The sequence below is a fragment of the Mycobacterium sp. 2YAF39 genome, from assembly GCF_052114565.1.
Classification (GTDB): domain Bacteria; phylum Actinomycetota; class Actinomycetes; order Mycobacteriales; family Mycobacteriaceae; genus Mycobacterium.
This window is the reverse complement of the sequence record NZ_JBFREZ010000002.1, coordinates 17,062-42,332: the sequence shown is the minus strand read 5'-3', so window position 1 is coordinate 42,332 and position 25,271 is coordinate 17,062. Positions and strand designations below refer to the sequence as shown.

At 66.4% G+C, this 25,271-nt stretch carries 21 protein-coding genes and 1 pseudogene; 17 read left to right on the top strand and 5 right to left on the bottom strand.

Annotated features, from left to right (window positions below; all coding sequences use genetic code 11):
• The first annotated feature begins 38 nt into the window (after positions 1 to 38).
• Positions 39 to 1,853 carry a penicillin-binding transpeptidase domain-containing protein gene (locus tag AB4Z42_RS05650; RefSeq protein WP_442008169.1) on the top strand — a complete coding sequence of 605 codons (1,815 nt, stop codon included), beginning with the start codon at positions 39 to 41 and terminating at the stop codon, positions 1,851 to 1,853.
• A gap of 49 nt (positions 1,854 to 1,902) precedes the next feature.
• Positions 1,903 to 2,484 (top strand): DUF1707 SHOCT-like domain-containing protein, encoded by a 582-nt coding sequence (locus AB4Z42_RS05645; RefSeq protein ID WP_442008168.1) that lies wholly within the window; start codon positions 1,903 to 1,905, stop codon positions 2,482 to 2,484.
• On the opposite strand, the gene AB4Z42_RS05640 is transcribed toward AB4Z42_RS05645, so the two are convergent.
• Entirely contained in the window at positions 2,477 to 3,649 is a 1,173-nt protein-coding gene (locus AB4Z42_RS05640) for a sulfotransferase family protein (RefSeq protein WP_442008167.1), read from the bottom strand. The two genes, AB4Z42_RS05645 and AB4Z42_RS05640, sit on opposite strands and share 8 nt — an antisense overlap.
• On the bottom strand, positions 3,646 to 4,740 hold the full coding sequence (locus AB4Z42_RS05635; RefSeq protein WP_442008166.1) for a DUF1214 domain-containing protein: 1,095 nt from the start codon (positions 4,738 to 4,740) through the stop codon (positions 3,646 to 3,648). The genes AB4Z42_RS05640 and AB4Z42_RS05635 overlap by 4 nt, the downstream gene beginning before the upstream one ends.
• Between AB4Z42_RS05635 and AB4Z42_RS05630 the strand changes: the two are divergent.
• The 5 genes and pseudogenes from AB4Z42_RS05630 to AB4Z42_RS05610 form a co-directional block, all read left to right on the top strand.
• Positions 4,739 to 5,338 (top strand): annotated as a pseudogene (locus AB4Z42_RS05630) (acyl-CoA-like ligand-binding transcription factor); the annotation flags it as partial. The gene AB4Z42_RS05635 and the pseudogene AB4Z42_RS05630 overlap by 2 nt on opposite strands.
• 54 nt (positions 5,339 to 5,392) lie before the next feature.
• Positions 5,393 to 6,250 (top strand): type I methionyl aminopeptidase, encoded by an 858-nt coding sequence (gene map, locus AB4Z42_RS05625; RefSeq protein ID WP_442008838.1) that lies wholly within the window; start codon positions 5,393 to 5,395, stop codon positions 6,248 to 6,250.
• Positions 6,247 to 7,746: a cobyric acid synthase gene (locus tag AB4Z42_RS05620; protein WP_442008165.1), complete on the top strand. Its 1,500-nt coding sequence runs from the start codon at positions 6,247 to 6,249 to the stop codon at positions 7,744 to 7,746. The genes map and AB4Z42_RS05620 overlap by 4 nt, the downstream gene beginning before the upstream one ends.
• The gene (locus tag AB4Z42_RS05615; RefSeq protein ID WP_442008164.1) at positions 7,743 to 8,405 is read left to right on the top strand and encodes a hypothetical protein; all 663 of its coding nucleotides are present in this window, start codon (positions 7,743 to 7,745) and stop codon (positions 8,403 to 8,405) included. The genes AB4Z42_RS05620 and AB4Z42_RS05615 overlap by 4 nt, the downstream gene beginning before the upstream one ends.
• Positions 8,406 to 8,469: 64 nt before the next feature.
• Entirely contained in the window at positions 8,470 to 9,033 is a 564-nt protein-coding gene (locus AB4Z42_RS05610; RefSeq protein ID WP_442008163.1) for an alpha/beta fold hydrolase, read from the top strand.
• Between the two features lie 2 nt (positions 9,034 to 9,035).
• Here the strand turns inward: AB4Z42_RS05610 and ngg are convergent, their stop codons facing one another.
• The 3 genes from ngg to AB4Z42_RS05595 form a co-directional block, all read right to left on the bottom strand.
• The gene (gene ngg / locus AB4Z42_RS05605) at positions 9,036 to 10,802 is read right to left on the bottom strand and encodes an N-acetylglutaminylglutamine synthetase (RefSeq protein ID WP_442008162.1); all 1,767 of its coding nucleotides are present in this window, start codon (positions 10,800 to 10,802) and stop codon (positions 9,036 to 9,038) included.
• On the bottom strand, positions 10,799 to 12,598 hold the full coding sequence (locus AB4Z42_RS05600) for an N-acetylglutaminylglutamine amidotransferase (RefSeq protein ID WP_442008161.1): 1,800 nt from the start codon (positions 12,596 to 12,598) through the stop codon (positions 10,799 to 10,801). The genes ngg and AB4Z42_RS05600 overlap by 4 nt, the downstream gene beginning before the upstream one ends.
• Positions 12,599 to 12,660: 62 nt before the next feature.
• Positions 12,661 to 14,232 (bottom strand): amino acid permease, encoded by a 1,572-nt coding sequence (locus AB4Z42_RS05595; protein WP_442008160.1) that lies wholly within the window; start codon positions 14,230 to 14,232, stop codon positions 12,661 to 12,663.
• Positions 14,233 to 14,430: 198 nt separating this feature from the next.
• On the opposite strand from AB4Z42_RS05595, the gene AB4Z42_RS05590 reads away from it, so the two are divergent.
• The 10 genes from AB4Z42_RS05590 (at position 14,431) to AB4Z42_RS05545 (ending at position 25,270) form a co-directional block, all read left to right on the top strand.
• Complete coding sequence (locus AB4Z42_RS05590) at positions 14,431 to 15,798, top strand: glutamine synthetase family protein (RefSeq protein WP_442008159.1); 1,368 nt, start codon at positions 14,431 to 14,433, stop codon at positions 15,796 to 15,798.
• A complete protein-coding gene (locus AB4Z42_RS05585; RefSeq protein WP_442008158.1) occupies positions 15,785 to 16,549 on the top strand; it encodes a gamma-glutamyl-gamma-aminobutyrate hydrolase family protein in 765 nt (254 codons plus the stop codon). The genes AB4Z42_RS05590 and AB4Z42_RS05585 overlap by 14 nt, the downstream gene beginning before the upstream one ends.
• Complete coding sequence (locus AB4Z42_RS05580; protein WP_442008157.1) at positions 16,546 to 17,910, top strand: aldehyde dehydrogenase family protein; 1,365 nt, start codon at positions 16,546 to 16,548, stop codon at positions 17,908 to 17,910. The genes AB4Z42_RS05585 and AB4Z42_RS05580 overlap by 4 nt, the downstream gene beginning before the upstream one ends.
• Entirely contained in the window at positions 17,907 to 18,683 is a 777-nt protein-coding gene (locus AB4Z42_RS05575) for a 3-oxoacyl-ACP reductase (RefSeq protein ID WP_442008156.1), read from the top strand. The genes AB4Z42_RS05580 and AB4Z42_RS05575 overlap by 4 nt, the downstream gene beginning before the upstream one ends.
• Positions 18,684 to 18,690: 7 nt before the next feature.
• Complete coding sequence (locus AB4Z42_RS05570) at positions 18,691 to 19,413, top strand: FadR/GntR family transcriptional regulator (RefSeq protein ID WP_442008155.1); 723 nt, start codon at positions 18,691 to 18,693, stop codon at positions 19,411 to 19,413.
• Between the two features lie 74 nt (positions 19,414 to 19,487).
• Positions 19,488 to 19,829: an ArsR/SmtB family transcription factor gene (locus tag AB4Z42_RS05565; RefSeq protein WP_442008154.1), complete on the top strand. Its 342-nt coding sequence runs from the start codon at positions 19,488 to 19,490 to the stop codon at positions 19,827 to 19,829.
• A 10-nt stretch (positions 19,830 to 19,839) separates the two neighbouring features.
• A complete protein-coding gene (locus AB4Z42_RS05560) occupies positions 19,840 to 20,763 on the top strand; it encodes a choline/ethanolamine kinase family protein (RefSeq protein ID WP_442008153.1) in 924 nt (307 codons plus the stop codon).
• The gene (locus tag AB4Z42_RS05555; protein ID WP_442008152.1) at positions 20,763 to 23,222 is read left to right on the top strand and encodes a GcvT family protein; all 2,460 of its coding nucleotides are present in this window, start codon (positions 20,763 to 20,765) and stop codon (positions 23,220 to 23,222) included. Before AB4Z42_RS05560 ends, AB4Z42_RS05555 begins: the two co-directional genes overlap by 1 nt.
• Positions 23,223 to 23,252: 30 nt before the next feature.
• Positions 23,253 to 24,086: a class I SAM-dependent methyltransferase gene (locus AB4Z42_RS05550; RefSeq protein ID WP_442008151.1), complete on the top strand. Its 834-nt coding sequence runs from the start codon at positions 23,253 to 23,255 to the stop codon at positions 24,084 to 24,086.
• Between the two features lie 86 nt (positions 24,087 to 24,172).
• Positions 24,173 to 25,270, top strand: a complete 1,098-nt coding sequence (locus AB4Z42_RS05545; RefSeq protein WP_442008150.1) for a HoxN/HupN/NixA family nickel/cobalt transporter — start codon at positions 24,173 to 24,175, stop codon at positions 25,268 to 25,270.
• Position 25,271 lies beyond the last annotated feature (1 nt).

Below are 25,271 nucleotides of genomic sequence, written 5' to 3'. Positions count from 1 at the left end.
CCTGATGTTGGGGTCTCGAATTCGTAACATCTGCCTCAATGGCAACTTCAGCATCACGTGCTTTGGCGCTCCTGATGGTCGCGGCGGTGGCCATCACCCTCGGGGCGGTCACAGCGTGTACCCCCAAACCCAACGGACCCGAGCCGACGGCCGAGCAGTTCTTCGCGGCATTGGTCACCGGAGACACCGCGGCCGCCTCTGAGCTGAGCGACCGGCCCGCTGATGCGCGACAGGCGCTCAACGACGCATGGGCGGGACTGCAGGCCTCCTCGCTCGACGCGCAGATCCTGAACTCGAAGTACGCCGAGGACACCGGCAGCGTCACCTACCGCTACACCTGGCATCTGCCCAAGAACCGCACCTGGACCTACGACGGGCAGCTGAACCTGGTCCGCAACGAGGGCAAATGGGAAGTGCGCTGGAACGCGACCGCGGTGCATCCCAAGCTCGGCGAGAACCAGACCCTGGCACTGCGCGCCGACCAGCCCGGGCGAGCCTCGGTGAACGAGCGCGGCGGTACCGACGTGCTGGTGCCCGGCTATCTGTACAGCGTCGCGCTGGACGCCCAGGCGGCGGGCGGGGGACTGATGACGACCTCGCGTGCTGTGGTCGACGCGTTGCGGCCGTTCGACAACACGCTGGATCCGCAGCGCCTCGCCGAGCAGGCCAGTTCCTCGAAACAGCCGATGTACCTGATCACGCTCCGCCAGTCCGACCATGATCGGGTGGCCGCGGCGATCGGAGCAATGCCGGGCGTGGTCATCACTCCTCAACCCGAAATGCTGCCGACCGATGAGACATTCGCGCCGGCGATCGTCAACGAGGTCAAGAAGGCGGTGTCCGGCGAACTCGACGGTCAGGCGGGCTGGCGGGTGGTCAGCGTCAACCAGAACGGCGTCGACGTCGACGTGCTCAACGAGGTGCCCGGACAACCCGCGCCGTCGGTGACGATCAGCCTCGACCGGGCTGTGCAGGACGCCGCCCAGAACGCGGTCAACACCACCGGCAAGCAGGCGATGATCGTGGCGATCAAACCGTCGACCGGCGAGATCCTCGCCGTCGCGCAGAACTCCTCGGCCGATGCGCAGGGATCGCTCGCGACCACGGGCCTCTACCCGCCGGGGTCGACGTTCAAGATGGTCACGGCCGGCGCCGCGATCGAGCGCGACATGGCCACCCCCAACACGTTGCTGCCGTGCCCCGGCAGCATGGACATCGGCCATCGCACCGTGCCGAACTACGGGGGCTTCGACCTCGGCACCGTGCCGATGTCGCGGGCGTTCGCTAGCTCGTGCAACACGACCTTCGCCGAACTGGCCAGCCGGATGCCGCCGCGTGGACTGACGCAGGCGGCCGCGAAATACGGCATCGGGACGGACTACGTGATCGAGGGCCTGCCCACGGTGACCGGCTCGGTGCCGCCGACGGTGAACCTTGCCGAGCGCACCGAGGACGGTTTCGGGCAGGGCAAGGTGGTGGTGAGCCCGTTCGGTATGGCGATGGCAGCCGCGACCGTGGCAGCCGGCAAAACGCCTGTGCCGCAACTCATCGAGGGTCGGCAGACGGAGATCACCGGCGACCAGACACCGATCACCCCCAAGATTCTGGACGCCCTGCGACCGATGATGCGATTGGTCGTCACCAACGGCACTGCCAAGGATCTGCAGGACGCGGGCGACGTGCGGGGCAAGACCGGTGAGGCCGAGTTCGCGGGCGGCTCACACTCGTGGTTCGCCGGCTACCGCGGCGATATGGCCTTCGCGGCCTTGATCGTCGGGGGCGGGTCCTCGGAGTACGCGGTGCGGATGCTCAAAACCATGTTCGACTCGCTGCCCGACGGCTATCTGGCCTGAGCCAACGCGGTTCGATCGGCGGCGGACGCGAAGGTACCGTTGAACCGTTATGACAGGGCTCGACGATCACGCCGCGATGCGCGTCTCGGATGCGGATCGCAACGGAACGCTGCGCAGGCTGCACAACGCCGTCGCCCTCGGGCTGATCGACATCGACGAGTTCGAGGAGCGCTCGGCGCGGGTGTCGAGTGCCCGGTTGCACACCGACCTCGACACTCTCGTCGGTGATCTGCCGGGACCGGGTGCGATCGTCACGACGGCAACAGATCGGGTGGAACTGCGCGGTGTGCTCGGTTCGCTTAAGCGCCAGGGGGAGTGGATCGTGCCGACGCGGCTGGCGCTGCACCGGCGGATGGGCTCGGTCGACCTGGACCTGACCAAGGCGCGGTTCGCGGGATCGATCGTCGTCGTGGAACTCGACCTGAAGTTCGGTGGGCTGGACCTTCGGCTGCCCGACGGCGCCAGCGCATCGATCGACGATGTCGAGGTGGTCGTCGGCAGCGCCCACGATCACCGCAAGGACGCACCCGCCGAAGGCACGCCACACGTCATCCTGACCGGCAAGGTGGTGTGCGGGTCGGTGGACATCCGCGGCCCGCGCAAGGGTCTGCGGTTCGGCCGGATCACTTGAGCGGTTCGTCGGGCACGCCGAACCGCTGCTGATAGCCGCGCACCTGCTCACGCACCAGACCTGCGTCCAGACCCGTATCGCTCCACGTGTACCGGCTGCCACCGCCATCGCCGGGATGAGCGGCCAGAAACGCGCGCATGTTGTCCTCGGCAACAGGTGAAAGCTCGCGTCCGAGTTCGGTATACAGCCCGCGGATGGTGGCGAATGGGTCGCGGATGAAGTCGGCGAACTGCACATCGACGATCCGATGCGCGGCCAGCGCCTCCGAATCGCGCAGCTTCATACCGCGTTCGAGTCCCACCACGATCTCCTCGCAAGACTGACCGGCGCATTCGGGAATCGAACTGTCGTCGGAAGCGAGCCCGCGAAGATGGTGAGTGAGTGCGCTGATCGACGAGATGACGTTGAGCGGGTCGCGATGGGTCTGCACGATCAGCGCGTCGGGATACTCGGCGACGAGCGCGTCGAGCTGCCACAGATGTGCAGGTGACTTCAGCAGCCATTGTCCGGGTACGCCGGACTGCAAGTGCTGCAGGAACTTTCGGTGGTAGCTGTAGGCCGGGTGGTGGTCGGCGTCGTACAGCAGCCACTTGTAGTAGGTCGGCAGCCGGTACTGAACCGAGAAGATCATGCTGGCGAACTGTCCGGCGGTGATCCGCACACACTCCTGGCCGACGAGTGCCCCCATCGGGTGGAACGCCATCAGCCCGGGAACGATCTGCTCGGACATCTCGATGCTCGCCTGCGTTTCGGCGATGCGCGGATCGGTGTCGTACGTCTGGAGTTGGGGCGGGGGGAGCGGGTTGTCCACCTCCCATGTCAGCGGCGGCCGAAGATCGGGGTCCTGTGCGAGCAGGTCGAACAGGATGGTGGTGCCCGTCCGTGGCTGCCCGACGATGAAGATCGGCCTGCTGATGGGCTGTGTCGCGACGTCGGGATTCTCCTTGCGCCACTTCGTGATCTGCAGCCTGTTGACCATTGGGCGCAGAAGATCTGAAACCGCGATCTCGACGCCCAGATCGGACAGACGCGCTTCGGATACGAGGCCGTCGCACAGCAGCGCCAGCCCTTCGCGCCAGCTGTCATCGCCACCGAAGTCGTCGCTGTCCGCCAGTTCGCACGCGTGCTCGACGAGCAGATCGGGCTGGAAGTGTTCGGCGCTCACGACGTTCTCCCTCCGCGACGGACGGTGGTCTGCACGTCGGGTGGTTCGGGGTTGTCGAGCCATCGGAGGATGACGAAGCCGCGGCGCCGGCCACCGGTGTCCAGCCAGTGCCCATGCCCGGAGTCCTTGGCGCCGATGGAGATTCGCGCAACGCCGTCGGCGTCTGGCGCCAGCCCCTTGTTCGTGACGGAGCTGTGGCGATGCCTGGGCTCCAGGCACTCGTGCCAGATACTTTCCAGCGTGATGTTCCAGTACCGGGTGTCGGGCGGACGGAATTCGAGGACGAGCGACTCGTCGGGTTCGAGTCCGAAGGTGCCGATCATGTACAGGTTGTCCGGTGTGGTGTCGGCGCCGCCGAGCTCGGCGGCGGCCGCGGTCACGAGAACGTTCGGTTGTGTCAACAGTTCGGGTTTGATCGTGCGATGCATCGTCGACAGCTTGGCGATGGTCCACCCCATCGCGCTGAACTGTGCCGCCGCGTCGGCGTCCGTGATGGCGCCCAGCGGTGCGGGGTCGAGGGGTTCGATGTGAAGAGTCGCGGGTTCCTCGGTGGCGGGATCGGCGACGTATTCGCGAACGACGATCGACGAGGCGTCCGCGGGAATCTGCACCCACCGTGCCGTGCCGAGGACGGCGGGCGGCGGCTCGGCGGCCGAGAACACGAGCGTGAACGATCCCGACTCGAGCGCCAGGTCGGTGTCGCTGACGTAGCCCGACATGCGGCGGGGGGTCAGACCCGTGCCCGCGAGCACCTGCAGACCGAGGTAGGCGGTGGTCCCGCGCGTTCCGGTCACCCGGTAGGCGCGGTCGCCCCGGATCATCGCCAGCAGGTACCGGCCGTCAGGGTTGGGCCCCCCGATCATCCGGGTGTCCGAGCACATGTCGAAGAACTGCGGTCGCTCGGAATCGGCCTGCACGGAGAGCTCCGCGCACAACCCGGTCACCTTTGCCACGACCGCAAGACCCTCGATCAACTCCCGTTCGTCGATCGCGTCCTCGGTCACGGTCTGGGTGAGATCGGCCAGAACCTGCTGGACAAACAGCCAGGATTCCAGGGTTTTCGGCGCGGTGCCGTTGCCAACGGTGTCCATGGTGAGACATAGTCTCATCATGGACGTCGTCTCACCAGGGAAACCCCGGGAAAGTTTGACCGTCCGCAGGCGGCGGGCCACACGGGCCCGGATCGCGACGGCCGCAGCGGCGCGAGTCTCCGAGTTCGGCCTGGCCGGGGCCACCGTCGAACAGATCGCGGCAGCGGCCGAGGTCGGGCGTGCCACGTTCTTCCGGTACTTCAGCTCCAAAGAGGACGCCGTCGCCGAAGGGATGACAACCCGCTGGCTGGATGCGATCACCGCGGCGATCGCCCGACAGCCCGCCCACCTGTCGGCCGGCGGAGCCGTGGTGGCGGCATTCGCCGACCTGGGGGACGGTTTCGAGGGCATCAGCGGGCAGGTTCGCGAGCTGGCGACGCTGACGCGGTCCTCGCCTGCGCTGAGCGCGTGGACGTTGCAGATCTACCTGCGATACGAGGCGGCGATCGCCGACTTGGTGGCACCACGCCTCGGCGACCTGTCGGCCGACGATCCGCGGCCACGGCTCATCGGCGCGATGGCGATGGCGTCGGTGCGGATCGCGCTCGACGACTGGCTGGTGCACAGCGGATCGCTGCCCGACCGAGTGCGGTCAGCGCTTTCCGCCCTGCACGTCGAGCAGGCCACGACCCTCGCCGACTATCCTGGCAAGATGCCCGTCCGTACCGCCCTTCGTCCCGGCGTGGTGTCACCGACGCTGCCGGTGCCCCGCTCGATCGTCCGCCCCGAGTACGTGGGCAAGTCGACGGCGCAAGAGGGCAGCGAGCCGTGGGTCCAGACCCCGGAGGTGATCGAGAAGATGCGCGTCGCCGGGCGGATCGCGGCGGCGGCGCTTGCCGAGGCGGGTAAGGCTGTCGCACCGGGCGTCACCACCGACGAACTGGATCGCATCGCCCACGAGTACATGATCGACAACGGCGCCTACCCGTCGACGCTGGGCTACAAGGGCTATCCGAAGTCCTGCTGCACGTCGCTGAACGAGATCATCTGCCACGGCATCCCCGACTCGACCGTGGTGGAGGACGGCGACATCGTCAACATCGACGTCACCGCCTACATCGACGGCGTGCACGGCGACACCAATGCGACCTTCCTGGCAGGCAACGTGTCCGAGGAGCACCGGCTGCTCGTCGAACGCACCCACGAGGCCACCATGCGGGCGATCAAGGCCGTCAAACCGGGCCGCGCACTGTCGGTCGTCGGCCGCGTCATCGAGTCGTACGCAAACCGCTTCGGCTACAACGTCGTTCGCGACTTCACCGGTCACGGCATCGCCACCACGTTCCACAACGGTCTGGTAGTCCTGCATTACGACCAGCCCGCCGTGCAGACGGTGCTCGAACCCGGTATGACGTTCACGATCGAGCCGATGATCAACCTCGGCGCGCTGGACTATGAGATCTGGGACGACGACTGGACCGTGGCCACCAAGGACAAGAAGTGGACCGCGCAGTTCGAGCACACATTGGTGGTCACCGACGACGGCGCCGAGATCCTGACCCAGCTGTGAGTTCGACGGCGGGCGCGCTGCTGATCGCAGGCACCACCTCCGACGCCGGTAAGTCCATGGTCGTCGCCGGATTATGTCGACTGCTGGCCCGCAAGGGCATTCGCGTCGCGCCGTTCAAAGCGCAGAACATGTCGAACAACTCGGCGGTCACGATCGAGGGCGGCGAGATCGGCCGCGCCCAGGCCATGCAGGCCAGGGCGGCGGGTCTGGCGCCAAGCGTTCGCTTCAACCCGGTGCTCCTCAAGCCGGGCAGCGACCGCACCTCGCAGCTGGTGGTCCGCGGCAGCGTGGTCGACACCGTGTCAGCCAAGGACTATTTCATGCACCGTGAGCGGCTGGCTGCCGTGGTGGCCGACGAATTGCACGCGTTGCGAGACGATTTCGATGCCGTGATCGTCGAAGGTGCAGGCTCGCCCGCCGAGGTCAATCTGCGGGCAACCGATATCGCCAATATGGGACTGGCCCGTACCGCCGAGCTTCCGGTCGTGATCGTCGGCGACATCGATCGTGGCGGGTTGCTGGCCCATCTGTACGGCACGGTCGCGGTGCTCGAACCCGAAGACCAGCGACTCATCTGCGGATTCGTGGTCAACAAGTTCCGCGGCGATCCCGCGCTTCTGGCTCCGGGGCTGACCGCGCTGCACGACCTGACCGGCCGACCGACCTACGGCGTCATCCCACACAGCGACGGACTCTGGCTCGACGCCGAGGATTCCGTCTCGGTGCTCGCGCATCGCGTGGTCGGCGATCCGCAGACCCCACGCGGACAGGATTGGCTGCGGGTGGCGGCGGTCCGGCTGCCGCGCATCTCCAATTCCACGGATGTCGAGGCGCTGGCCTGTGAACCCGGCGTGCTGGTGCGCTGGGCCAGTGACCCCGCCGACCTGGCCGACGCGGATGTCATCGTGCTGCCCGGCAGCAAGGCGACCGTCGCCGACCTGGCGTGGTTGCGCGAGCGCGGATTGGCCGACGCGATCGTGGCCCACGCCCGGCTCGGCAGATCTGTGCTCGGCATCTGCGGTGGATTCCAGATGCTGTGCCGGCGCATCGACGACACGGTGGAATCACGGGCGGGCCGCGTCGACGGGCTCGCGATGCTCGACGCCGACATCGAGTTCGCCCCCGACAAGACCCTGCGTCATCACGAAGCTCCGATGCGGGGCTACGAAATTCACCACGGCCGTGTCAGCCGTGGCACCGAGGACGACTGGCTCGGGGTGGGGATTCGCCGCGGCGCCGTCTACGGCACCCACTGGCACGGTCTGCTCGACAACGACGACGTGCGGCGGCAATGGCTCGCGGCCGCCGCGGCCGCCGCGGGCCGCAACGGATTCGTGGTCGCCGACGACGTCGATGTCCGCGCACGCCGCGACGCACAACTCGACTTGATGGCCGACCTGATCACCAGCCACGTGGACGTCGACGCCGTGATCGCCCTGCTGGAGCACGGGCCATCCCCGAAACTTCCGTCGATCGCCACTAGGCTGACCCCATGACCTGGCGCAAGGTACTGGTCTTCGTCGCCACGGCACTATTCGTGGGCGGCTGCGCGCATCCGATCGCAGGCACGGCGACCTGGCCCGGTGCCCGACTCGACAAGGTGGTGCTGACCCCGGCCGACTTCCCGGAGGGTGTGCAGTACGAACGCATCACCCGTGAGCCCGGCCAGGGAGACGGCGCAGGCGCGCCGCCCGCGATGCTGTCGCGACCAAAAGGCTGCGCGGACGGCCTGACCCGGGTGATCGCCGAGTCCGCCGAACGCGGCCCGGGCAGCGCGGCGGAGTACCTCGTCGCCTACGACGGTGCGCGCATGGTCATCACGGTGTTGACATGGCGACTGGATCTCGAGGGGTTGGCTGCGGAGGCCGATCGGTGCGCGAAGTTCGAGACGTTCTTCGATCCGTCGACCCCCGGCATCCCGATGACGACCACAAGAATGCAGACGCCGCGGGCCGACGCGCTGGTGTTCGAGCAGACCATGAAGTTGGGCGAGACACAGGACAGCGTCTACTTCTCCTTCGAGAACATCGGGGACACTGCGGTATTCGGCGTCGCGTTTCCGACACCTGATCCGTCGATCCCCGTCAAAGGCTCGCTGCCGCAGACGTTTCTGGATATCACAACAAAGCAGGCCGACCGCGCGCGATCGGCGTGATGTCGGCGTTCTCTCGACGCGTAAAACGACCCGCTGCCTGGTGACCGGCCTGTAGCGTGGCCGAATGCCGCCCACCACGGTCACCGTCGACGGCATCGGCGTGTCCGTCAACGTTGCGGGTCCCGAAAAGGGGTCTGTCGTCGTGGTGCTCGGCGCTGCCCATCATGCCCTTGCCGCGTACGACGCGGTGTGCCAACGGCTGCACACCGCGTCACTGCGAACGGTGGTCATCGCCCCGGACCCGCGGCTGACCGCCACGTCGGTGATCGGCGTCCTTGATGCGCTCGAAGTGAAATGGGCGTTGCTGGTCGGCGATCGCGTCGGCGGTGAATTGGCGTGGGAGCTCGCGGCGACTCGGCTGGACCGGTTCATCGGGCTGGTGGTCATCGACCGCGGCCACCCGCGCGTCGCCGATCTCACCGGAGTGATCCGCGACGGCGATTGTCCGCCCGTGGAAATGAACACCACCGCGTTGGTCAGCACGGCCGCCGCGCGCGCCGTCGCGAAAGCGAGCCAGCGCTACGTGTACGGCGACTACCGGATGGTCGAGCTGCTGGGCCGGCGAAACGCCCAGGAGTCCACGGCGCAACTCGCCGCCGAGATCGTCATGCGCACCAGCACCTGGTAGGTCTAGCCGGTGGGCGGTTCGTCCGGGGTCCAGGCCTGCGGAAGCGCGGGACTGCCCGGGAACAGGAAGTCGACGAAAGCCTTTGCGGTGGGCTGGGGCTCGTGGTTGGCCAGCCCGGGTCGTTCGTTGGCTTCGATGAACACGTAATCCGGCGCGGTGACATCGGGAACCAAGAGGTCGACACCCGTCACCGGGATGCCGATGGCGGCAGCGGCCGTCACTGCGACCTCGCACAGCTGCGGGTTCACAGTCGCCGTCACATCGTGGATTGTGCCGCCCTGATGAAGGTTCGCCGTCCGGCGCACACGTAGGGGTTGCCCCTCGGGGAGCACGTCGTCGAACGAGTAGCCGGCCTCGGCGACCGTCGCCTCGGTGACGTCGTCGAGCGGGATGCGGGATTCACCGCCGGTCGCGGCCGACCGTCGCCTGCTCTGGGCCTCGATGAGTTCGCGCACCGTGTGGTGGCCGGTGCCGACGATCTCGGCCGGCTTGCGTAGCGCGGCGGCCACGACCTTGCCGTCGATCACCACCAGACGCAGGTCGTCGCCGGGGGCGCGCTGTTCGATCAACACCGCCGGGTGTTCTTGGCGCGCCCGTGCGAGGGCGGAGTCGAGTTCCTCGCCGCCGCTGACGCCGACGGTGATGCCCTTGCCCTGCTCTCCGCGGGTGGGTTTGACCACGACATCGCCGACCTCGTCGAGGAAGGCGTGGTCATGTTCGTCGAACGTGGCCAAGCGTCCCTTGGGGACCTGGATCCCGTTCTCGGATACCAGGCGCCGGGTCAGCCTCTTGTCGTCACAGCGCGCCATCGCCACCGCGGAGGTGTACTCCGACAACGACTCTCGCGTGATGACGCTACGCCCGCCGTGGGACAGTCGCATTTCTCCTGCCTCCGCGTCGAGCACCTCGACCCAGATCCCGCGACGCATCGCCTCATCGGCGATGATCCGCGCATAGGGGTTCAGATCGTCGACGGTCTCGGGCGGATGGGTGAACAGCGGCTCGTTGATCGCGTTCTTGCGCTTCACGGCCATCACCGGGACGCGCTCGAATCCCAGCTTTTCGTACAGAGCTATGGCGGCGCTGTTGTCATGGGCCACCGACAGATCCATGTACGCCCGGCCCCGTTCGCGGTAGAGGGCAGCGAGGATGCGGGTGAGCGCGGCGCCGACGCCGGGCAGGCTGGAGGTCGGGTCGACGGCCAGCGTCCACAGGCTCGAACCGTTCTCGGGGTCGTCGAACAACCGCTTGTGGTCGACACCGGTCACGGTGCCCAGGATTGAGCCGTCGTCGTCACGGACCGCGACCAGATAGTCGAGCGCATCACACTGTTCGCTGTTGTCCCACAGCACCTCGACGGGTGCGGGCACCATCCCGCATCGCATGTAGACGCGGTTGATCTCGTCGGCTTCTTCCGCCCGCTCGAGCGGGCGGACGGTGAATCCTGGGGGAGCCGCCGGGGGCTCTTCGTCGCCGGTGAACCTCAGCCGATAGGTGTGGCTGGGGTCGATGAACAACTCGGCGGGCGCCATCGAGACGAGGACGTGCGGCTCGCGGGCGTAGATGCAGATGTCGCGACGGCCGGGACCTTCCTGCCGCAGGACCTCGGCGAGCCTGGCCGGGTCCGCGAACGTCTGACCGAATATCAGTCGGCCCCAGCCCATTTCGACGGCCACATCGTCGGCCATCGCGTCGACGAGGTGCTGCGGCGACGCGTCGTGCAGGCCGAGCGTGATCGCTTCGGTGTTGTCGGGGTCCAAGGTCGTCACGCCGCCGACCCGTTGATGCCGTGTCGCTGCAGCCACAGCTCGAGCAGGGCCAGCTGCCACAGCTCGTTGCCACGCAGGGGAGTCAACCGTCCATTCGGGTCGGCGAGCAGACGGTCGACGGCGTCGGGCCGGAACAACCCGCGCTCCTTGGCCACCGGTGCGTACAACGCATCGCGGACCATGTCCAGGTAGGGCCCTTCGAGGTGAGTCAGCGCCGGGACGGGGAAGTACCCCTTGGGACGGTCGATGACCGCCGCGGGAATCACCCTCCTGGCCGCCTCTTTCAGCACGCCCTTGCCGTCGTGCGCGACCTTCAGCTCGGGAGGGCAGGTGGCCGCCAGCTCGACGAGTTCGTGATCGAGGAACGGGACCCGGCCCTCGAGACCCCAGGCCATCGTCATGTTGTCCACGCGCTTGACCGGATCGTCGACCAGCATGACGGTGGTGTCGAGCCGCAGGGCGCGGTCGATGCCGGTCTCGGCGCCGGGGCGGGAGAACCGCTCGGTGACGAACTGCCCGCTCGCATCGCTGTCGGCGAGATAATCCTGCGTGACCAGTCCGCCGACGCCGTCGAGGTCGCGGTCGAAGAACGCGGCGCGGTAGCTGGCCACCGCGCTGTCCAGCGATGTCGCGTCGGCCATCGGCGGATACCAGTGATAGCCCGCGAACACCTCGTCAGCGCCCTGACCGGACTGCACTACCTTCACATGCTTGGCCACTTCCTGGCTGAGCAGATAGAAGGCCACACAGTCGTGGCTGACCATCGGCTCGCTCATGGCGCCGATCGCGCCGTCGAGCGCAGGCAGCATTCGGTCCGTGCCGATCCGGATCTGATGGTGGTCGGTGCCGAAGGTTTCGGCGACGATGTCGGAGTACTTGAACTCGTCACCCTGCACGCCGCCGACCGACTCGAACCCGATCGAGAACGTCGAAAGGCCGGTTTGGCCTGCCTCGGCCAGCAACCCGACGATGAGACTGGAGTCGACGCCGCCAGACAGCAGGCAGCCTACCGGTACGTCGGCGACGAGGCGGCGCTTGACGGCGAGGCGCAACGACGCGAGAACCGCGTCCTCCCAGTCACGTTCGGACCAGTCAGCCGTCTCCGCACGCCGCGTGAAGTCGGGCTCCCAATACGTCGTCGTGATGCGGCGGCCGTCGGGTTCGATCGCGAGCAGCGACGCGGGCGGCACCTTGGACACGCCACGCAGGATCGTGCGCGGCGGCGGAACCACGGAGTGGAAGGACAGGTAGTGGTTCAGCGCAGTGGGATCGATGCGCGTGTCGACGCCACCACCGGCGAGTAGTGCCGGAAGCGACGACGCGAACCGGATGCGCGACGCGTCCTCGGTGATGTACAGCGGCTTGATGCCCAGCCGATCACGGCCGAGCAGCACCCGGCCGCTGTCCCGTTCGACGATCGCGAACGCGAACATGCCCTTGAGGTGGTCGACGAACCGGTCGCCCCAATGGTGGTAGGCCTTGAGTAGAACCTCGGTATCGCTGGTGGAGAAGAAGCGGTAACCGCGGCCGACCAGGTCCTGCCGCAGCTCCTTGTAGTTGTAGATGCAGCCGTTCCAGGCAATGGACAGCCCGAGCTCCGAGTCGACCATGGGCTGTGCCCCGGCTTCGGTCAGGTCGATGATTTTCAGGCGTCGATGGCCGAGCGCAACCCTGCCCTGCGACCACACACCGGCACCGTCGGGACCTCGGGGCGCCATGGCTTCGGCCATGGCCGAGACCGCGATGACATCAGGTTTTTGGCCGTCGAGACGCACCTCTCCGGTGGCTCCGCACACGCCAGGGACATTACCCCAGTTGACGATGTTGAAAACGTGCCGTCACCTCAGCGCGGTGTGAGCTAGGAGACACCCTCCAGCTGCTCGCCGGTTTCGTCCACCTGCTTGATGGGCCCGGTGAACCACTTCTTCACCGACACGTGCCAGTAGATGAACAGCAGGATCAGCACGCCACCGACCAGTAGCGGCGTGTAGTTGACGTACTTCCATTCGAAGCTGGGATCCCACGGCGTGCCACCGATCGACGTCGGGAACATCGCGATGATCGACGTGATGATGATCTCGAGGATCGCCACCGGGGCCATCCACTTGTAGTGGCCGCGCAGGTTCCACCGGCCCACCTGGAACTCGTCGCCCATCCGCCAGCGCAGGTAGATCGGCACCGCAAAGCACAGGTACAGGCCGACCACGCCGATGGAGACCACCGCGAAGAACGCGATGGGCACCGGGGCGCCGTTGATGTCCACCTCGACCAGGGCGGGGAGCGTGATGATCGCCGCGATGGCCGCAGTGACCATGACCGCATTGGCGGGCACCTTCTTGGCGCTGACCTTCGACCACAGCTGATGCCCCGGAACCGCACGGTCACGGCTGAACGCGAACAGCATGCGCGACGCGCTCGTCTGACACGCGGTGGTGCAGAACAGCTGCCCGGCGGTCGAGATCAGCAGCACGACGGCGACCCACTTGGAATCCATCGCCTGGGTGAAGATTGTGGCCACCGCGCCGCCGCCTGCCGTGACGCCGTCGACGTCCTGAACCGCGAAAAGGAACGTCAGCAGCAGGATCCAGCCACCGATCGCCGAGTAGAAGATGGACCGCCAAATGCCCTTGGCCGCACCGTTGGCCGCGCTCTTGGTCTCTTCGGAGAGGTGAGCCGATGCGTCATAGCCGGTGATCGTGTACTGCGTCAGGATGGCCGACATCGGCAGCACGAACAGCAGGAAATACAGACCCGAGTTGGCGCCGCCGAAGAACCCGGTGTTGTTGACGGTGGTGGCGAACACTGTCGAGAAACTCGCGTGCTGCTCGGGAATGAGCCACAGGATGCCGATGACGATCGCCGCACCGGCGACGTGCCACCACACCGAGATGTTGTTGATCACGGCCAGCAGATGCGAGGAGAAGATGTTGATGGTCGCGACGATCACCAGGATGATCACGAACAAGCCGAACGTCCTGGTCAAGCTGTAGCCCTCGAGCCAGGTCTCGCTGAATGTGCCGAGCGTGAGGTCCAGGAACGTGGCACTGCCGTAGGCGACGGAGGCCAGGATGGCGATGAGACCCACCAGGTTGAGCCAGCCGGTGTAGTAACCGGCCTTGGGGCCGCCGAGTTTTGCTGCCCACCAATAGATTCCGCCGGACGTCGGATATGCAGAAACGAGCTCGGACATACACAAGCCGATGACGAGGATGAAACTGGACACGATCGGCCAGCCCCACGCGATCGCGGCCGGGCCGCCGTTGTTCCAGCCGAGGCCGAATGACGTGAAGCAGCCCGCCAGAATCGAGATGATCGAGAACGAGATGGCGAAGTTGGAGAAACCGGACCACGACCGGTTCAGCTCCTGCGTATAGCCGAGGCTGGCGAGGTGGCGTTCGTCGTCGTCGAGCTGTTCGTGACCCTCTGGCATTGCCTTCTCCTTTACGAACGTGGCGGCAGCCCAACGCGGTGGATGCGGGCTCACTGCCTAGGGACAATAGATCGGCATTGGTCTGATGTCCTACCTTTGGAGTGCGATTTTCGCGCATATTGCCGCGGAATGCGCGCCAACTCGTCGACCAATGGTTGACTTGACCGTGGAATCCGTCGTCTGGTGAGGAGTGCAGCAATGGGCAGTCAACCCGGCCTGGTGTCGCAAGCCGAGCTTGAGAGCCTCGTCGGCGACGGCGAGATCGACACAGTTATCGTCGCGTTCTGCGATATGCAGGGCCGGCTCACCGGCAAGCGGGTTTCTGCGCGATTGTTCGTCGAGGACGTCGCCGCGCACGGCGCCGAGTGTTGCAACTATCTGCTCGCCGTCGATGTCGACATGAATACCGTCGACGGCTACGCGATCTCCAGCTGGGAGACCGGCTACGGAGACATGGTGATGACGCCGGACTTCACCACCCTGCGGCTGCTGCCCTGGCTGCCCGGCACCGCGATGGTGATGGCCGACCTCTCATGGACGGACGGCAAGCCGGTCACCCAGGCGCCCCGAAGCATTCTCAACCGCCAGATCGACCGGCTCACTGAGCACGGCCTGGTGCCGTATGTCGGCACGGAGCTGGAATTCATGGTGTTCGACATCGGGTACCGACAGGCCTGGGCCGCCGGTTATCGCGGACTGCCGCCCGCCACCGACTACAACGTGGACTACGCCATGCACGCCTCGACCCGGATGGAGCCGCTGCTGCGCGACATCCGGCTCGGCATGGAGGGGGCAGGTATGTACTGCGAGGGCGTGAAAGGCGAGTGCAATCTCGGGCAGCAGGAGATCGCGTTCCGCTACGACCACGCCCGAGTCACCTGCGACAACCACACCATCTACAAGAATGGCGCCAAGGAAATCGCCGACCAGCACGACAAGAGCCTGACCTTCATGGCCAAATTCGATGAGCGCGAAGGCAATAGCTGCCACATCCACATATCGCTGCGGGGCGACGACGGCAGCGCGGTGTTCGCCGATCCGGACGACGACCTCGGTATGTCGCCGATGTTCCGCAGCTTCATTGCCGGTCAGCTGGCCACCCTGCGCGAGCTGACGCTGTTCTATGCGCCGAATATCAACTCCTACAAGCGGTTTGCCCTTGGCAGCTTCGCGCCGACTGCGATCGCGTGGGGAATGGACAACCGGACGTGCGCGCTGCGCGTGGTCGGTCACGGGCACGGTATGCGGGTGGAATGCCGGGCGCCGGGCGGCGACGTCAACCAGTACCTCGCGGTATCGGCGCTGATCGCGGGTGGCCTGCACGGAATCGAGCAGGAACTGGAGTTGCCGGAGGCCTTGGAGGGCAACGCCTATACCAGCGGGGCCGACTGTCTGCCGACCACGCTGGCCGAAGCGGCGGAGTTGTTCGACAAGTCCGAGATCGCGCGTTCGGCGTTCGGAGACGACGTTGTCGACCACTACCTCAACAACGCCCGCATCGAGGTGACGGCGTTCAACGGTGCGGTGACCGATTGGGAGAGGGTACGGGGCTTTGAGCGGCTCTAGACACCGGCCGGTAGTGGGATTGACGACGTATCTGCAGAAGGCACAGACCGGGGTGTGGGATGTACGGGCCAGCTTCCTGCCTGCGATCTACTTCGAAGCCGTCGCGCTCGCGGGCGGCATCTCCACGCTGCTGCCACCACAGCCCGTCGACGCCGACATCGCCGAGCGCGTACTGGACGGACTCGACGGCTTGGTGATCACCGGGGGGCGGGATGTCGATCCCGGCACGTATGGACAACAGCGTCATCTTGCTACCGACGAGCCCGTGGAGGACACCCGGTTACGCGACGCATTCGAGTTCGCGCTGTTGGCAGGCGCATTACGCCGCGGCATGCCCGTCCTGGGGATCTGCCGTGGCGCGCAGGTGGTCAATGTCGCAATGGGCGGCACGCTGCACCAGCACCTGCCCGACGTGCTCGGCCACACGCGCCACCAGCAGGGCAACGCAGTGTTCACGACCTCGTCGGTGCGTACCGTGCCCGGGACCCGGCTGGCCGCGCTGATCGGCGAGTCGTCGGACGCGCAGTGCTATCACCACCAGGCCATCGACCGGCTCGGCGCGGGTCTGATCGTGGCCGCGCAGGACACCGACGGTGTCATCGAGGCGGTGGAGCTCGACCCGGCGACCGAGCCAGACAAATGGATGCTGGCGGTGCAGTGGCACCCCGAGGAACGGCTTGACGATCTACGGCTGTTCGCGGGCGTCGTCGACGCCGCCGCTGCCTATCGGAGAGGACGTGTGAACGCGTGACCGCAAGCGATGTGATCAACCCCGCCACCGAGGAGTTGTTGCGCACCGTCGAGCAGACCGAACTGGCCGGCGTCGATGACGCCGTCGCGCGCGCCAAGGCGGCCCAACGTGATTGGGCGCGCCGCGCGCCCGCGGAACGGGCCGCTACGTTGCGCGACTTCGCGGCGGCGGTCGATGCGCATGTGGACGAACTGGCCGCGTTGGAGGTTGCCAACTCCGGACACCCGATCGGCAACGCGCAATGGGAAGCCGGTCACGTCCGTGATGTTCTTCAGTTCTATTCGGCGACTCCGGAACGTTTGGCGGGCAAGCAGATTCCGGTAGCGGGTGGGCTGGACGTCACGTTCAACGAACCCCTCGGTGTCGTCGGTGTCATCACTCCATGGAACTTCCCGATGACCATCGCCTCGTGGGGTTTCGCCCCGGCGCTGGCGGCCGGTAACGCGGTGCTGGTCAAACCGGCGGAGTGGACACCGCTGACCACCATCCGGCTGGGCGAGCTCGCCGCCGAGGCCGGGGTGCCCGCCGACCTCTTCCAGGTGCTGCCGGGCAAGGGTTCGGTGGTGGGCGAGCGCTTCGTGACGCACCCCGATGTGCGCAAGATCGTCTTCACGGGTTCCACCGAGGTCGGCACCCGCGTGATGGCCGGTGCGGCCGCGCAGGTCAAGCGGGTGACGCTGGAACTGGGCGGCAAGAGCGCCAACATCGTGTTCGACGACTGCGACCTCGAGAAGGCCGCCGCGACGGCCCCGTACAGCGTGTTCGACAACGCCGGTCAGGACTGTTGCGCACGCAGCCGAATCCTGGTGCAGCGCAATGTCTATGACCGGTTCATGGAGTTGCTGGAGCCGGCGGTCAAGGGTGTCGTCGTCGGGGATCCGAGCGACAAGGCCACGGAGATGGGCCCGTTGGTGTCCAAAGCGCATTGGGAGACGGTCGCGTCGTATGTGCCCGACGACGCACCGGTGGCATTCCGGGGCGATGCCCCTTCGGGACCGGGGTTCTGGTTCCCGGCGACCGTGCTGACGCCACAGCGCACCGATCGCACGGTCACTGACGAGATCTTCGGGCCGGTGGTGACGGTGCTGGCGTTCGACGACGAGGCCGACGCGATCTCGTTGGCGAACGACACCCCGTACGGTTTGTCGGGATCGATCTGGACTGACAATCTGTCGAGGGGCTTGCGCGTATCGCGGGCGGTGGAAGCCGGGAACCTGTCGGTGAATTCGCATTCGTCGGTCCGGTACAACACACCGTTCGGGGGTTTCAAGCAGTCGGGATTGGGGCGCGAGCTCGGACCGGATGCACCCTTGTCATTCACCGAAACCAAGAACGTCTTTATCGCGATCGGAGATGCGTGATGGATTTGACCCAGCGACTGGCAGGCAAGGTCGCCGTCATCACCGGCGGTGCCAGCGGCATCGGACTGGCCAGTGCCAAGCGGATGGCGGCCGAGGGTGCCACCATCGTCATCGGCGATATCGATCCGAAGACGGGTAAGACCGTCGCGGACGATCTCAACGGAACCTTTGTCCAGGTGGATGTTTCAGACCAGGTCGAGGTGGATGCGCTGTTCGACACCGCGGCGCAGACACACGGTTCGGTGGACATCGCGTTCAACAACGCAGGCATCAGCCCGCCCGAGGACGACCTCATCGAGAACACCGGCATCGACGCGTGGCAGCGCGTGCAGGACATCAACCTCAAGTCGGTCTTCTTCTGCTGCAAGGCGGCGCTGCGCTACATGGTTCCGCAGCAGAAGGGCTCGATCATCAACACCGCGTCGTTCGTTGCCGTGATGGGATCGGCCACCTCGCAGATCTCATACACCGCCTCGAAGGGAGGGGTGCTCGCGATGTCGCGTGAACTGGGTGTGCAGTTCGCGCGTCAAGGGATTCGCGTCAACGCACTGTGCCCGGGCCCGGTGAACACCCCGCTGCTGCAGGAGCTGTTCGCCAAGGACCCCGAGCGCGCGGCGCGGCGTCTGGTCCACGTGCCCGTCGGCCGGTTCGCCGAACCGGAGGAACTCGCTGCCGCGGTTGCCTTCCTGGCCAGCGACGACGCATCTTTCATCACCGGTTCGTCGTTCCTCGTCGACGGCGGTATCAGCTCGGCGTACGTGACTCCGCTGTAGGACCGTCATGACCGCTGATCCGGACGTACCGCTGGCAGGCGATGCTCTGCTGCGTCCGGTGCGGCCCGGGAACGCGTTCGAGGACACCGTCGGGCGGCTGCTGCAGACCATCCGGCTCGGGATGCTCGCGCCGGGCGAATCGTTGCCGCCCGAACGCGAGCTCGCCGCCAAGCTCGGTGTCAGCCGGGACACCGTGCGTGAGGCCATCAAATCGCTGGCCGACGCCGGTTACCTGGTCTCACGGCGGGGCCGCTACGGGGGCACCTTCCTGTCCGACGCGTTGCCGAACCACACCGGCGATACCGATGACGTCACGCGCGCGGAGATCGACGACGCACTGCGGCTGCGAGAAATCCTCGAGGTCGGTGCGGCGCGGATGGCCGCCAACCGCACATTGACCGCTGCCGAACGGGAGGTGCTGTGGACGCGGCTGGCCGACGTCCGCGCTGCCGCGCCCGAGGACTATCGGCGACTGGACTCACGGCTGCACCTGGCGATCGCGGAAGCCGCCGGATCGTCGTCGCTGGTTCCGCTGCTGGCCGAGAACCGGATGCGGCTGAACGCTCTGCTCGACCAGATTCCGTTGCTGCCGCGCAACATCGCCCATTCCGACGAGCAACACGAGGCGATCGTGATGGCGATTCTCGCCGGCGACGGCGAAGGAGCGGCAGCGGCGATGCGGGCGCACGTCGAGGGCTCGGCCACGCTTCTACACGGATTCCTGGACTGAGATGAATCGACCAGCACCGCAAACACAGACGTCATCGCGGCCAATCCGGATGCCCGGGGGGTTAGATTTGAACGATGGCGGAAGCAGGGGGCCACGCGGGGGTCGAGGCGGTGGTGCGGCGGGCCTCGTCGGCGCTCGCCGACGTCGACACCCCGGGCTGGGCGCAGCGCTTCGACCTTCTGTCCGACCCTCATCGGCTGGAGATCCTGCTCGTCCTGCACCGTGCGCCCGGCATCAACGTCGGCGACCTCGCCTCGGTGCTGGGCCGGTCGGAGAACGCGGTGTCGCAGGCGCTGCGGGTGCTGCGGCAGCAGGGCTGGGTGAGCTCCACCCGGGTGGGCCGCGCAGTGAGCTACCGGCTCGAGGACGAGATCGTGCACGACCTACTGCATTGGATCGGCGCCCGGCACGGCTGACGGTGTCTGCATGTCGCTGACGCTGACCGACGATCAGCTCAACGAGCTGTTCGAGCAGTTTCCGACGTTGGCCGCCCGCCCGAGGCGCCTCGACGAGCTCTCCGGCGGGCTGACCAACCGCAACGTCAAGGTCACCACTCCGGACGGCGTCTACGTCGCGCGGTGCACGGACACGTCGTCTAACGTGCTCGGGATCGATCGTGAGCGCGAGTGTCACAACACCAGGGCCGCCGAACAGGCGGGGGTCGGGGCGCCGGTGATCGAGTATCGCCCCGACCTCGGCATCCTGCTCCTGGGTTACCTCGAGGGAAAAACCCTGTCCAACGACGACTTTCAGCGGCCCGAAGTGATAGCCAAGGCTGCGACGGCGATTCGGACACTGCACTCGGGCCCGCGCTTCGTTGGCCGCTTCGACATGTTCGAGCAGCAGCCGGCGTATCTGAAAACAGTGATGGACAAGGGATACCGGATACCCGTCGGTTATCTCGACCATCTGGAGACATTCGACGAGATCGCCCGTGCGCTGGCGGCAACCGACCAGGGGACGGTTCCGTGCAACAACGATCTGCTGGCAGGCAACTTCATCGAAGACGGTGACCGGATGTGGCTGATCGACTACGAATACTCCGGCAACAACGACCCGTGTTTCGAGCTGGGTAACACGTGGGCCGAGTGCGGATTGTCCAGCGAACAACTCGACGAGTTCGTCACCGCGTACTACGGGAGGAGCCTGCGCCACAAGACTGCGCGGGCTCACCTGCAGGGCATCGTCGGGAAGTACGGCTGGACGCTGTGGGGTTGCATACAAAACGGTTCGAGTGCAATCGATTTCGACTTCTGGGGATGGGCGATGGAACGTTTTGAGGGCGCGGTGGCCGAGTTCAAGGGACCGAACCTGGCGCGGCTGCTCGACGACGTGCAGGCTGTCGACTGATGCCAACCAAACCCCTTCCCGGCCGCGCCCATGTCGTCATCATCGGAGGCGGTGTCATCGGCACCAGCGTGGCCTACCACCTGACCAAGCTCGGCTTCACCGATCTCGTGCTACTGGAGCAGGGCCAACTGTCGAGCGGCACGACATGGCACGCCGCCGGGCTTGTCGGCCAGCTGCGTGCCTCGGAGAGCGGTACACGCCTGGTGCAGTACTCAACGCGGCTGTACGCCGAACTCGAGGACGAGGTCGGCTTGTCGGCGGGCTACAAACAGTGCGGGGGAGTGACGGTCGCGCGCAGCGAGGACCGGATGATCCAGCTGCGCCGGACCGCCGCCAACGCCGCGGCATTCGACATGGAATGCGAACTGCTCACCCCCGAGCAGGCGCTCGAGCACTACCCGGTGATGCGGGTCGACGATCTCGTTGGCGCGATCTGGTTGCCCGGCGACGGCAAAGCCAACCCCACCGACCTGACCTTCGCGCTGGCCAAAGGTGCGCGAAACCGCGGTGCACAGGTCATCGAAAAGGTCAGAGTGCTCGATGTTCTCACCGATCGAGGCCACGTGACCGGTGTGCGCACGGACGCCGGTGACATCGAGGCCGAGATCGTCGTCAACTGCGCGGGCCAGTGGGCCAAGCAGGTCGGTGCGATGGCAGGCGTCAACGTCCCGTTGCATTCGGCGGAACACTTCTACGTCGTCACCGAGGGCATTCACGGCGTGCACCCGGATCTGCCGATCTTGCGCGACCCCGACGGCTACACCTACTTCAAGGAAGAGGTCGGCGGATTGGTGATCGGCGGATTCGAACCCGAAGCCAAGCCCTGGGTGCCGCCCGATGCGATTCCGTATCCGTTCGAATTCCAGCTCCTCGAAGAGGATTGGGAACACTTCGAGATCCTGATGAACAACGCGCTGCTGCGGATCCCCGCTCTCGAGGTGACGGGCATCAAGAAGTTCTACAACGGGCCGGAGAGCTTCACACCCGACAATCAGTTCGTCCTCGGTGAGGCGCCCGAGCTGGCGAACTTCTTCGTCGGCGCCGGATTCAACTCGGTCGGCATCGCCACGGCGGGAGGTGCGGGACGCGCGCTCGCCGAATGGATCGTCAACGGAGCGCCCACCAGCGACCTCACGAGCGTGGATATCCGCCGGTTCGCCCCGTTCAACGGCAACAACCATTGGCTGCACGCCAGGGTGGCCGAGGTCCTCGGCATCCACTACGAAATCCCCTGGCCCAACCGGGAAATGACGACCGCCAGGCCGTTCCGCCGTTCCCCGGTACACCATCTGCTCGAGGCCGCGAATGCGAACTTCGGCAGCAGGATGGGCTGGGAACGCGCCAACTTCTTCGCTCCCGCCGGTGCGGCGCCTGCGATCGAATACACGTGGGGCAAGCCGAACTGGCTGCCATGGTCGGCGGCCGAGCAGACCAACACGCGAACCAACGTCACCGTCTTCGACCAGACGTCGTTCTCCAAATATCAAGTGGTCGGTCGCGATGCCGAGGCGGCGCTGCAGTGGCTCTGCACAGCGGATGTCGCTGTGCCCATCGGCCATGCGGTCTACACGGGGATGCTCAACGGGCGCGGTACCTACGAGTCGGATGTGACGGTGACCCGCACCGCAGAAGACGAGTTCTTCATCGTCAGCAGCGCGGCCACCACCGAACGCGACAAGGACCACATCCGCAGGAACCTGCCGTCGGGGATGAATTCGACGCTCGTCGACCTGACGTCGGCGTATGCGGTGTTCGGTGTGATGGGCCCGCGGTCGCGAGACTTGTTGGCGAGGTTGACGACCGCAGACCTCTCCGACGAGGCCTTTCCATTCGGCACCAGTCAACAGATTTCGCTCGGCTACGCGACCGTGCGTGCCACACGGATCACCTACGTCGGCGAACTGGGCTGGGAGCTCTATGTTCCCGCCGAGTTCGCCGTCGGCGTCTACGAGGATCTGATGTCGGCCGGAGCGGAGTTCGGCGTCGGTCGCGGAGGTTACTACGCGATCGAATCATTGCGGCTGGAAAAGGGATACCGCGCGTTCGGAAGGGAGCTGACGCCCAGCGAGAACCCCGTCGAAGCCGGCCTGCTGTTCGCCTGCAAGCTCAAGACGGACATCGCATTCCTCGGGCGCGAGGCGGTCGAGGAGGCCAAGGCGAACGGGCCGCACCGAAAGCTCGTCGGTTTCAGGGTCGACGCACCCGAAGCGATGCTCTGGGGTGGCGAATTGATCCTGCGCGACGGCGCGGTCGCCGGACAGGTGACATCGGCGGCGTGGGGCGAGACGACCGGTTCGTGCGTCGGGCTGGCCTATCTGCGATCCGCTGATAACGGGGTCGTCACCGCGGACTGGATAAAAGAGGGCGCCTACCAGGTCAACGTCGGCGGTCGATTGCACCCGATATCGGTATCGCTGCGGCCGCTATACGACCCGACGAACGGGCGAATTCGCCCGTAGCCCGCGCCCGCTTGGGGAAGGCTGTAGGTCATGACCACATCCGGAGACGGCGCCGACCGCGAGCTCAAATCCAAGCACCGGACGCTGTGGGCGTCGGGTGACTACCCCGCGGTCGCCGCGGAATTGATTCCCGAGCTCGGGCTCGAGCTGGTCAAGGCGGCCGGGATACGACCGGGGGACAAGGTTTTGGACGTCGCGGCCGGTTCGGGTAACGCGGCCATTCCCGCCGCTGCCGCAGGCGCGATCGTGACGGCCGGCGATCTCACGCCCGAGTTGTTCGACGCCGGCCGCGCGATCGCTGCCGACCGAGGCGTCGAGCTGGAGTGGGTCGAGGCCGATGCGGAAGCGATGCCCTTCGCGGACAACAGCTTCGACGTGGTGACGTCATGCGTCGGCGTGATGTTCGCGCCGCACCACCAGGCCGCCGCCGATGAGCTCATTCGCGTCACTCGGCCCGGCGGCACCATCGCCCTGCTCAACTGGACGCCCGAAGGGTTCATCGGCAACCTGTTCAAGACCATGAAGCCGTACGCCCCGCCGCCACCGCCAGGGGCCAGCCCTGCGCCGTTGTGGGGTTCGGAGGACCACATCCGCGAGCTCTTCGGCAACCGGGTCGACGACCTCACGGTGCGGCGGCAGACGGTCGTGCTCGACCACTGCACGGAACCGGCCGAGTTCCGCGAGTACTGGAAGCGCAACTACGGGCCGACGATCGCCGCCTACAAGTTCAACGCCGACGCACCCGAACGCGTGGATGCACTCGACCGTGACTTCCTCGAGTTCCTCGTCAGCTGGAACCGGGGTGACGGGCAGCGTGCCCACTGGGAGGCCGAGTACCTATTGGTCACCGCCACCAAGCGGTAGGGCGACGGACCTCGGAGGCCGAGGTCACGTTGCTGTTCATCTGTACACCTAGACAGATGATCAGGCGGCGTCATACGCTGGCTGCGATGAGTGTCGTCGATCAGCCTCAAGCCCCCGTTTCGACCCGATTCGACCGAACCGACTGGACGACGATCGCCGCCATGGGCGGTATTGTCCTGGCCCTTCACGTCTTTGGCTGGGGCGTGCTGGTCTTCGGGGTCGCGCCGCAGCACATCACTCTCGGCTCGGCGGGGGTCTTCGGCGTCGGACTCGGCGTGACCGCCTACCTGCTCGGTGTGCGGCATGCGTTCGACGCCGACCACATCGCCGTCATCGACAACACCACCCGCAAGCTGGTGGGCGAGGGGACGCGGTCGCTGTCCGCCGGTTTCTGGTTCTCCCTCGGCCATTCCAGCGTGGTGTTCGGCCTGGCCTTCCTGCTGGCGATCGGCGTTCGCGCGGTCGTGGGCCCCGTGCAGGACGAGGGCTCACCGTTGCTGCAGACGCTCGGACTGGTCGGCTCCATCGTCGCGGGCACCTTCCTCATCCTCATCGGGCTGACGAACCTCTTCGCCGTGGTGGGCATCGCCAAGGTCTTCCGTCGGATGCGCAACGGCGACTTCGACGAAGCCGAGCTCGAACGGCACCTGGAGAACCGCGGCTTCCTGGCGCGGCTGCTCGGCCGTGTGATGCGCCGCGTGAGCAAGCCCTGGCACCTTTACCCGGTCGGGCTGCTCATGGGTTTGGGCTTCGACACGGCCACGCAGGTGGCGCTGCTGGTGCTCGCCGCGGGGACGGCGGCATTCACGCTTCCCTGGTACGCAATCCTGGTGCTGCCCGTACTGTTCGCCGCGGGCATGAGCCTGTTCGACGCTGTCGACGGCATCCTGATGTCCAGGGCATACGGATGGGCATTTCTGCAGCCGGTCCGCAAGGTGTACTACAACCTGACCGTCACCGCGCTGTCCGTGGTCGTGGCGCTCGTCATCGGGGTCATCGTGCTCGCCGGCCTTCTGGCCGAGCGCCTGGGCGTCGAGTCCGGTCCGCTCGCCGCGATCGGCTCGGCGGACCTCGAGTTCGTCGGTTTCCTGATCGTGGGACTGTTCGTCGCGGCGTGGTTGATCGCCCTGGCGGTCTGGCGCTACGGCAACGTCGAGGAGCGCTGGGCGCCCGCGGTCGACTGAC